The sequence below is a fragment of the Vibrio sp. 1F263 genome (genome assembly GCF_041439035.1).
GTDB lineage: Bacteria > Pseudomonadota > Gammaproteobacteria > Enterobacterales > Vibrionaceae > Vibrio > Vibrio tasmaniensis_A.
The window spans coordinates 74539-84856 of the sequence record NZ_JBGONI010000020.1; the positions used below are offsets into that span (position 1 = coordinate 74539).

Annotated in this window: 8 protein-coding genes; all 8 read left to right on the forward strand. The window is 43.8% G+C overall.

What is annotated here, in order from left to right; translation table 11 throughout:
* The first annotated feature begins 6 nt into the window (after positions 1 to 6).
* Complete coding sequence (locus ACED25_RS13915) at positions 7 to 786, forward strand: cell division protein FtsQ/DivIB (RefSeq protein ID WP_029225533.1); 780 nt, start codon at positions 7 to 9, stop codon at positions 784 to 786.
* Positions 779 to 2047 (forward strand): cell division protein FtsA, encoded by a 1269-nt coding sequence (gene ftsA / locus ACED25_RS13920; protein WP_004729844.1) that lies wholly within the window; start codon positions 779 to 781, stop codon positions 2045 to 2047. The genes ACED25_RS13915 and ftsA overlap by 8 nt, the downstream gene beginning before the upstream one ends.
* Before the next feature lie 31 nt (positions 2048 to 2078).
* A complete protein-coding gene (gene ftsZ, locus ACED25_RS13925) occupies positions 2079 to 3308 on the forward strand; it encodes a cell division protein FtsZ (RefSeq protein ID WP_012603216.1) in 1230 nt (409 codons plus the stop codon).
* 96 nt (positions 3309 to 3404) lie between these two features.
* Complete coding sequence (gene lpxC, locus ACED25_RS13930) at positions 3405 to 4322, forward strand: UDP-3-O-acyl-N-acetylglucosamine deacetylase (protein ID WP_009848388.1); 918 nt, start codon at positions 3405 to 3407, stop codon at positions 4320 to 4322.
* Positions 4323 to 4710: 388 nt separating this feature from the next.
* Positions 4711 to 7437 (forward strand): preprotein translocase subunit SecA, encoded by a 2727-nt coding sequence (gene secA, locus ACED25_RS13935; protein WP_009848389.1) that lies wholly within the window; start codon positions 4711 to 4713, stop codon positions 7435 to 7437.
* A 307-nt stretch (positions 7438 to 7744) separates the two neighbouring features.
* Entirely contained in the window at positions 7745 to 8143 is a 399-nt protein-coding gene (mutT, locus tag ACED25_RS13940) for an 8-oxo-dGTP diphosphatase MutT (RefSeq protein WP_009848390.1), read from the forward strand.
* A 92-nt stretch (positions 8144 to 8235) separates the two neighbouring features.
* Positions 8236 to 9060, forward strand: a complete 825-nt coding sequence (gene dapB / locus ACED25_RS13945) for a 4-hydroxy-tetrahydrodipicolinate reductase (RefSeq protein ID WP_020477212.1) — start codon at positions 8236 to 8238, stop codon at positions 9058 to 9060.
* Positions 9061 to 9563: 503 nt separating this feature from the next.
* A partial coding sequence (locus ACED25_RS13950; RefSeq protein WP_371695469.1) for a carbamoyl phosphate synthase small subunit occupies positions 9564 to 10318 on the forward strand: 755 nt, incomplete at its 3' end.

The window sequence follows — 10318 nt, forward strand, 5'->3', positions numbered from 1 at the left end:
CGGGCTTTGGTAGAAAGTACTTTTAGCGAAAACCGCCACCTATTCAGTTTACCGTCGCTCAAGAAACACGCCTTAGGCGGGTCTTTTTTTGTCATGGTATTGCTATTCATTGGATTTCTTTTCTATACCACACTGACTTGGATGTGGGACGATCAGCGATTGCCTCTCTCTAAAATAGTACTGCAAGGCGACTTAACTTATGTAACCGCTGGTGATGTTCAACATGCCTTTAGCGAGCTAGAGCATATTGGAACATTCATGTCTCAAGATATTGGCGTGTTGCAATACAGTTTAGAAGCGTTGCCTTGGGTTTCTGTTGTCTCGATTCGTAAGCAGTGGCCAGACACAATAAAAGTATTTTTGACTGAGTATCATGCAGCAGCTATCTGGAATGGCAATATGCTGTTGAATGAAGATGGTCAGGTGTTTAATGGTGATATTGGCCTTTTGAAGGGTGATAGAGTTAAACTTTACGGTCCAGATGGCACTAGCCAACAAGTGATTGAAAAGTGGCGACAGATAACGCCTTTAATTAACAGCCTAGGGTTAACCGTTACCTCGCTCGTTCTCAATGAGCGTCGCGCCTGGCAAATCATTCTAGACAACGGTATTCGTTTAGAATTAGGTAAAGATTTTTTAGATGAGCGTGTTGAGCGCTTTATTTCGCTTTACAACGAATTAGGTAGTAAGGCGAATCAAGTGAGCTACATCGACCTCAGGTACGATACGGGAGCCGCTGTAGGCTGGTTTCCAGAGCAAGAGTTAGAAGAGAGTACAGATGACTAAGACCGCAGATGACAACATAATCGTTGGTCTTGATATAGGCACTGCGACCATATCAGCTCTAGTTGGTGAAATATTGCCTGATGGTCAAATCAATATCATTGGTTCTGGGCAAAGCCCATCCAGAGGTATGGATAAAGGTGGTGTAAACGACCTAGAGTCGGTAGTTAAGTCGGTTCAGCGAGCTATTGATCAAGCAGAGTTGATGGCGGAATGCCAAATCAGCAATGTATTTATCTCGCTATCGGGTAAACATATCGCAAGCCGAATTGAAAAAGGCATGGGCACTATCTCTGATGAAGAAGTGTCTCAAGACGATATGGATCGAGCGATCCATACCGCGAAATCAATTAAAATAGGTGATGAGCAGAGAATTCTGCACGTGATCCCACAAGAATTTACCATTGATTATCAAGAAGGGATTAAGAACCCACTTGGTTTATCTGGTGTTCGAATGGAAGTCAGTGTTCACCTAATTTCTTGCCATAGCGACATGGCGAGAAACATTATTAAAGCTGTTGAACGATGTGGTCTCACTGTAGAACAAATCGTGTTTTCAGGACTTGCCTCAAGTAATGCGGTAATTACTGACGACGAGAGAGAGCTTGGAGTCTGTGTTGTTGATATTGGTGCTGGTACGATGGATATTTCCATTTGGACTGGCGGCGCACTGCGACACACAGAAGTCTTTTCCTACGCAGGAAATGCAGTAACCAGTGATATTGCCTTCGCTTTTGGCACGCCAGTGAGCGATGCTGAAGAGATAAAAGTAAACCATGGTTGCGCTCTGAGTGAACTCGTAAGCAAGGATGATTCTGTTAACGTCCCTAGTGTAGGTGGCCGTCCATCGAGAAGTTTGCAAAGACAAACTTTGTCGGAAGTGATTGAACCACGTTACACTGAACTTATGGGGCTCGTTAACCAAACTATTGATACGGTTCAATTACAGCTACGAGATGAAGGTATTAAACACCACCTTGCAGCTGGCGTCGTTCTCACTGGTGGAGCGGCACAAATTGACGGATTGGTAGAGTGTGCGGAACGTGTTTTCCGCAATCAAGTTCGAGTTGGTAAGCCGTTAGAAGTTAGTGGTTTAACCGACTATGTTAAAGAGCCGTATCATTCTACGGCGGTTGGTTTACTTCATTACGCAAGAGATTGTCAGATCAGCGATGAAGGTGATTACAGCGAACCTAAGCGTTCAGCACCTTCTATGTCTGGTTTATTTGGTAAATTGCGAAATTGGATACAAAAAGAGTTTTAACCTGAGTTGCAGGAAAAAACGGAGATAACACATGTTTGAACCGATGATGGAAATGTCTGACGATGCAGTAATTAAAGTCGTTGGAGTTGGTGGTGGTGGCGGTAACGCTGTTGAGCACATGGTGCGTGAATCAATCGAAGGTGTAGAATTCATCAGTGTTAACACTGATGCACAAGCACTTCGTAAAACAAGCGTTAGCAGCGTGATCCAAATTGGTGGTGATATCACTAAAGGTTTGGGCGCTGGTGCAAACCCACAAGTAGGCCGTGATGCAGCTCTCGAAGATCGAGAAAGAATTAAAGAAGTTCTAACTGGCGCCGATATGGTATTTATCGCAGCTGGTATGGGCGGTGGTACGGGTACAGGTGCTGCTCCAGTTATTGCTGAAGTTGCGAAAGAGCTGGGTGTGCTAACGGTTGCTGTTGTAACTAAGCCATTTAGCTTCGAAGGCAAAAAACGTTTAGCGTTTGCTGAGCAAGGTATCGAAGAGCTTTCTAAGCATGTGGATTCTTTAATTACGATTCCAAATGAAAAGCTACTTAAGGTACTTGGCCGCGGCGTTACTCTGCTAGAAGCTTTCGCAAGTGCAAATGATGTACTTAAAAATGCTGTACAAGGTATCGCTGAGCTAATTACTCGCCCAGGTATGATTAACGTCGATTTCGCGGATGTTCGCACCGTAATGTCAGAGATGGGTCATGCAATGATGGGTAGCGGTATCGCAAAAGGCGAAGACCGTGCTGAAGAAGCTGCTGAAACGGCAATTTCTAGCCCACTACTAGAAGACATCGACCTAGCTGGTGCTCGTGGCGTTCTTGTGAACATCACAGCTGGCCTAGATATGCGCTTAGATGAATTCGAAACAGTAGGTAATACAGTTAAGGCATTCGCATCTGATAACGCAACAGTTGTGATTGGTACTTCTCTAGACCCTGATATGACGGATGAAATCCGTGTAACTGTTGTAGCAACAGGTATCGGCACAGAGAAAAAACCAGACATTACACTAGTTGCTGGTGGTAAAGCTAAGGTTGCACCAACTCCTCAACCACAGGTCGCGGCTCAAACTGCACCAAAAGTGGAAGATAAAGTGGCACAACCATTGCAAGAAAAAACTGAGGTAAAACCTCAAGTTAAGCCGCAGCCAACAACGTCACCTGTTTCTTCAGGTACAGGCGCTAGCCAAAGTGCAGCACCTAAAGCTGAGAAAGAGAGTGGATACTTAGATATTCCGGCATTCTTACGACGTCAGGCTGATTAACAAATACCCAAAGTTTGACTATCGTCGAATTAATGGTAAAATTCGCGGTCGGTAAATACTGACCGTGATTTGTAGCACTGATAACGAGGCAAGCAGATGATCAGACAACGTACTCTGAAAGAAATTGTGAAAACAACTGGTGTGGGTCTCCACTCTGGTCGTAAAGTCACACTTACTCTTCGCCCGGCAGCTGCAAATACAGGTATTGTTTATCGTCGTACAGATGTAAATCCACCTGTAGATTTCCCAGCTGATCCAGCGTCAGTTCGTGACACTATGTTATGTACTGCTCTTGTTAATGACGAAGGCGTACGTATCTCTACAGTGGAACACCTTAACGCAGCTCTAGCGGGCATGGGCATTGACAACATTATTGTTGAAGTCGATGCACCAGAGATCCCAATTATGGATGGTAGCGCAAGCCCATTCGTATACTTGCTACAACAAGCGGGTGTAGAAACACTGAATGCAGCGAAACGTTTTATTCGAATCAAAAAGCCAATCCGTTTTGAAGATGGCGATAAGTGGGCAGAGTTTGTGCCATTTAACGGCTTCCGTATGGACTTCGAAATCGAATTCAACCATCCAGCAATTGAATCTGATGAACAGCACCTGTTGTTTGATTTTTCTTCACAAGGCTTTGTGAAAGAAATTTCTCGTGCTCGTACCTTCGGCTTCATGCGTGATATTGAATACCTACAATCACAAAACTTGTGTTTGGGTGGTAGCTTTGATTGCGCAATCGTACTAGACGAATACCGAATTCTTAATGAAGAAGGTCTACGTTTCGAAAACGAGTTCGTAACGCATAAAGTGCTAGATGCGATTGGTGACCTTTACATGTGTGGACACGCTATTATTGGTGAATTCCGTGCATACAAATCAGGTCACGGCCTAAATAATCAACTACTACGCGCAGTACTTGCTGATGCAGAAGCTTGGGAATGGGCAACATTCGAAGAAGAGGTTGGCTCTCCTGTTGCGTTTGCTGAACCAGGAATGGTTCTAGCGTAATTGTTGTTTACGACAATATAAGATTTTGAAAACCAGGTCATTGACCTGGTTTTTTTGTATCTATTTTCCAGATACAGTGTCGTCAGTATTTAAAAGTTGCCTAGTATTTGGCTACAGTCTGGCTAATCCATCAACAATTAGAAAGAAAAGTACCAAGCACATCAAACAAATGGGGTTATAAATGGTCGTTGGTGTGAAAATTACTTACACTAGAGGGCATTAATTTTAACTGAAGCCTTGAAAACTCTACTCTCAAGTACAATATCAAAGATACTAGATTTATCTCAGTATCCTTGGTTAGTAACTAAAGACTAGTTTATAGCTAGTAGAGACTGACGGCATTTAAAATAGATCGCGGACGATCTGAGAACGAAGAGATTCCAAGCACATGATTACTAAGCTGCTGACAAAGGTAATTGGCAGTCGCAATGACAGAACACTGCGCCGCCTTAGAAAAATTGTAAAAGAAATTAATAACTTCGAACCAACGTTTGAAGCTCTTTCAGACGATGAACTAAAAGCAAAAACGGTTGAGTTTCGTGAGCGCTTAGATAAAGGTGAATCGTTAGATCAACTTCTACCTGAAGCATTCGCTACGGTACGTGAAGCGTCGAAGCGTGTTTACGGCATGCGTCATTTTGACGTGCAAATGATTGGTGGCATGGTTCTAAATGCTGGCCAAATTGCAGAGATGCGTACTGGTGAAGGTAAGACACTTACCGCAACCCTACCAGCTTATCTAAACGCGCTACCAAGCAAAGGTGTTCACGTAATAACGGTGAACGATTACCTAGCGAAGCGTGATGCGGAAACAAACCGCCCATTATTTGAATTCCTTGGCATGACTGTTGGCGTGAATGTGGCAAACATGGCTCCGCCAGAGAAAAAAGAAGCGTACCAAGCTGACATCCTATACGGAACAAACAACGAGTTTGGTTTTGATTACCTTCGTGACAACATGGCTTTCCGTGCTGAAGACCGAGTTCAACGTGAGCGCTTCTTTGCTGTAGTCGATGAGGTTGACTCAATCTTAATTGATGAAGCTCGTACTCCGTTAATTATCTCTGGCCCCGCTGAAGATAGTTCTGACCTTTATACGCGCATTAACACTCTAATTCCTTCTCTAGAGCGTCAAGATAAAGAAGATTCAGAAGAGTACCGTGGTGAAGGTCACTACACCATGGACGAAAAATCAAAACAGGTTCACCTGACTGAAAACGGTCAAGAGTTTGTAGAAGAACTAATGGTCAAAAACGGCTTGATGGAAGAGGGTGACACACTTTACTCTCCAACCAATATCAGCCTATTGCACCATGTGAATGCTGCGCTTCGTGCACACGTATTGTTTGAGAAAAACGTCGACTACATCGTTACTGAAGAAGGCGAAGTGGTTATCGTTGATGAACATACTGGTCGTACTATGCCAGGTCGTCGTTGGTCTGAAGGTTTACACCAAGCTGTTGAAGCTAAAGAAGGTGTGAAGATTCAAAATGAAAACCAAACATTAGCATCGATCACATTCCAGAATTTCTTCCGTCTGTATGAAAAACTGTCAGGTATGACAGGTACTGCTGATACAGAAGCGTTCGAATTCCAGTCTATCTACGGCCTAGAAACGGTGGTTATCCCAACCAACAAGCCTATGGTTCGTAACGATATGCCAGATGTGGTTTATCGTACTGAAGAAGACAAGTTCAATGCGATCATTGAAGACATCAAAGACCGTGTAGCGGCTGGTCAGCCATCACTGGTTGGTACAGTTTCTATCGAGAAATCTGAACTGCTGTCTAACGCATTGAAAAAATCAAAAATTAAGCACAACGTTCTAAATGCTAAGTTTCATGAAATGGAAGCTGAGATCGTTGCACAAGCTGGTATGCCTGGTGCGGTAACTATCGCAACTAACATGGCCGGTCGTGGTACCGATATCGTGCTAGGTGGTAGCTGGCAGGCACAACTTGAGAAGATAGAGAACCCAACCAAAGAGCAGATCGAGAAGATCAAAGCTGATTGGAGAATCATTCACGATAAAGTACTTGAGTCAGGTGGTCTGCACATCATTGGTACTGAGCGTCATGAATCTCGCCGTATCGATAACCAGCTACGTGGTCGTTCTGGTCGTCAAGGTGATGCGGGTTCTTCTCGTTTCTACCTATCAATGGAAGATTCTCTACTACGTATATTTACGTCTGATCGTATGGCTGGTCTTATCCAAAGTGGTATGGACGAAGGCGAAGCGATTGAATCTAAGATGCTGTCTCGCTCAATTGAAAAAGCACAACGTAAAGTGGAAGGTCGTAACTTCGACATCCGTAAGCAGCTTCTTGAGTACGATGATGTAGCCAATGACCAACGTAAGGTTGTTTATGAGCTACGTGATGAACTGATGAGTTCAGATGACATCAGTGAAATGATCGAACACAACCGTGAAGATGTACTGGCGTCAGTTATTGATGAATACATCGCTCCTCAGTCTCTTGAAGATATGTGGGATATTGCGGGTCTGCAAGATCGTCTGAAGAATGACTTCGATCTAGACTTTGACATTCAAGGTTGGTTAGACGAAGACGACAAGCTTTATGAAGAAGCATTGCGTGAGCGCATTCTTGGTATGGCGGTTGATTCTTACAAACAGAAAGAAGAAGTGGTTGGTGCTCAAGTACTGCGTAACTTCGAGAAGTCTGTGATGCTACAAACGCTAGACGGCCTTTGGAAAGAGCACTTGGCTGCGATGGATCACCTTCGTCAAGGTATCCACTTACGTGGTTATGCTCAGAAGAACCCGAAACAAGAGTATAAGCGCGAGTCGTTTGAACTGTTTGAAGGCCTACTAGATGTACTGAAAACAGACGTTGTGACCATCCTTTCTAAAGTTCGTGTTCAGCAACAAGAAGAAGTTGAAAAGATGGAAGCTCAACGTCAAGCTCAAGCTGAACAAGCGGCGCGTCGTGCACAAGCACAACATGCAACGGCTGAAAACCAGCTAGCTGACGATGAAGCGGATGCGGCATCTCCACAAACGGTAGTACGCGATGAGCGTAAAGTGGGTCGTAACGAACCATGTCCATGTGGAAGTGGTAAGAAGTACAAACAGTGTCACGGTAAAATAGACTAAGTTTGGTGAACCTTCGCTGTAACGGATAATTGCAGTGTCGGAGGTACTCACTTACTAACGTAAGCTCCGTGCCTCCTCCTTGCACTTACCACGTCACAGCTTAGCTTCACACAAACTTATTGATAAAAAGAGTCGCTTAGGCGGCTCTTTTTGTATGTGAAAATAATAAGGTTTCGATAGCGTCATCCTCGAGAGTGAGGGACGAGCGAATCGGGGATCTTTCGAACTAACAAAAGAGCAGATTCCCTATCTAATTCGTTCCTCATTGTAGGGAATGACGCTAGGGACATAGAAGGAACACCATCATATGAAAAGAATCCACATTGTAGCGGGCATCATCTTCAATCAAGATAAGTCACAGGTATTTATCACTAAGCGCCCAGACGATAAACACAAAGGCGGTTTTTGGGAATTTCCAGGTGGCAAGGTTGAAGCGGGCGAAACCATCGAACAAGCAATGACTCGTGAGCTTGATGAAGAGATTGGTATTAAGGTGACAGAACAGACTTTGTTTGAACACCTTGAGTTTGACTATACGGATAAGTCACTTAAGTTTGATTTCATCCTTGTGACCGAATTCGAGCAACAGCCTTATGGTAAAGAAGGTCAACAAGGTGAATGGGTCGATCTTGAATCATTGAGTCAATACGCCTTCCCCGAAGCAAACGTGCCAATTTTAGAGCGAGTAATAAAAGAGTTTTCGTAATTGCTAGCCTGAGTTTGAGATTGTTGTTAGTTTAAAGAGATTAATCGATTGAACGTTGCTGCAAGAGATAAGTGGCAACGGTAACCAAAACAATGGAGATATTCGCAGTGGTAAGAATTGCAATTGCAGGAGCAGCTGGCCGTATGGGTCGTAACTTGGTGAAAGCCGCTCACCATAATTCAGAAGCAAGCGTTGGTGCTGGTTCAGAACGTCCAGAATCATCTTTGGTCGGTGTTGACGTCGGCGAGTTATGCGGTGAAGGTCGTTTTGATGTGGCTCTAGTTGATGACCTTTCGAAAGCGATTGAACAGTTTGACGTGATCGTCGACTTTACCGCACCTGTAAGCACATTAGCGAATATTGAACTTTGTAAACGTCACGGTAAAAAACTGATCATCGGCACTACGGGTTTCTCTGAAGAAGAAAAGCAGGTTATCGATGCGGCTTCAAAAGAGATGGCTATCGTAATGGCACCGAACTATAGCGTTGGTGTGAACTTGGTTTTTAAGCTGTTAGAGAAGGCTGCTAAAGTGATGGGCGATTACTGTGATGTTGAAATCGTAGAGGCTCATCACCGTCATAAAGTCGATGCACCGTCAGGTACTGCGATTGGTATGGGCGAAGCGATCGCTGGTGCGATGGGCAATGAGCTAAACGATGTCGCTGTATGGTCACGCGAAGGCATTACGGGCGAGCGTACCAAAGATGAGATTGGTTTTGCGACAATCCGTGCCGGTGACATCATTGGCGAGCATACCGCAATGTTTGCTGATATTGGTGAGCGCGTTGAAATTACCCATAAAGCAACGGATAGAATGACCTTTGCTAATGGTGCGATAAAGGCAGCTGTTTGGCTAAATGATAAGCCAGCAGGCTTTTATACCATGACAGACGTCCTTGGTTTAAACGATCTATAAATAGATATTTATGCGCTGGCAATTGCCGGCGCTTTCTTTATTTGGTGGCTTTTCCTTAATAATCTCTCTTCTACAATCTTCCTTCTACTTTCTTCTTATCGCCATTTCCCCTCTATTTTTATGCTATTTATGCAGGCCTTAGTGTGTTTTTTGTTTTAGATCTTTAAATTATTATGTTTTCTCTTGGTATTTATCGATTGCGTTTTGTCGCTGATATTTTTGGCACTCTATGGTTAGCTAAAATGACGGGTGAAAATTAGAAAATCGTAATATTCCTATTAATTGAGTATGAAAGTTGAACTTTTGAAGCTTTGGTAAAGGAAATTGAATTAGTTCTTACAAATGTTTAATTTCTTTTGCGTTAAATGTTGACACGTATCACGCAGATCACTAAAATACCGCCAATTTGTCTAATTTCCATAAACACGCAGTTTTTGGTGTTGCAGGAAGGTAGATTTGCAAATTAAATCAATTTTAATGCATTTTTATTTCTGGAGGTTGTCTTGAAGAAGTCAGCACTACTCGTCCTAGAAGATGGGACAGTATTTCACGGTGAAGCCATTGGCGCTGTAGGTTCTGCAGTTGGTGAAGTCGTTTTTAATACCTCGATGACGGGGTACCAAGAAATCCTCACTGATCCTTCCTATTCTCAACAAATCGTTACCCTTACTTACCCTCACATTGGCAATACCGGAACCAATTCCGAAGACGAAGAATCTTCTTCAATCCACGCTCAAGGCCTTGTGATTCGCGATCTCCCTCTAATCGCTTCTAACTTCCGTAATGAACAATCCCTTTCTGATTACCTTAAGTCGCAAAACGTTGTTGGTATCGCTGATATCGATACTCGTAAGCTGACGCGTATTCTTCGTGAAAAAGGCGCACAGAACGGTTGTATCGTAGCTGGCTCTTCAGTAAACGATGGAAATTTAGACGAAGCTTTGGCTCTAGCTAAAGCAAAAGAATTCCCTGGCCTGAAAGGTATGGACCTTGCGAAAGAAGTTACAACAAAAGAAGCGTATCAATGGAAACAAGGTTCGTGGACGCTTACGGGTGGACTTCCTGAAGCGAAAGCAGACTCTGAATTGCCATACCACGTTGTTGCTTATGACTTCGGTGCAAAACGAAACATCTTACGAATGCTTGTTGACCGCGGCTGCCGCCTAACGGTTGTTCCTGCTGAAACTTCTGCTGAAGAAGTACTTGCTCTGAACCCAGACGGTGTTTTCCTTTCAAATGGCCCTGGTGACCCAGAACC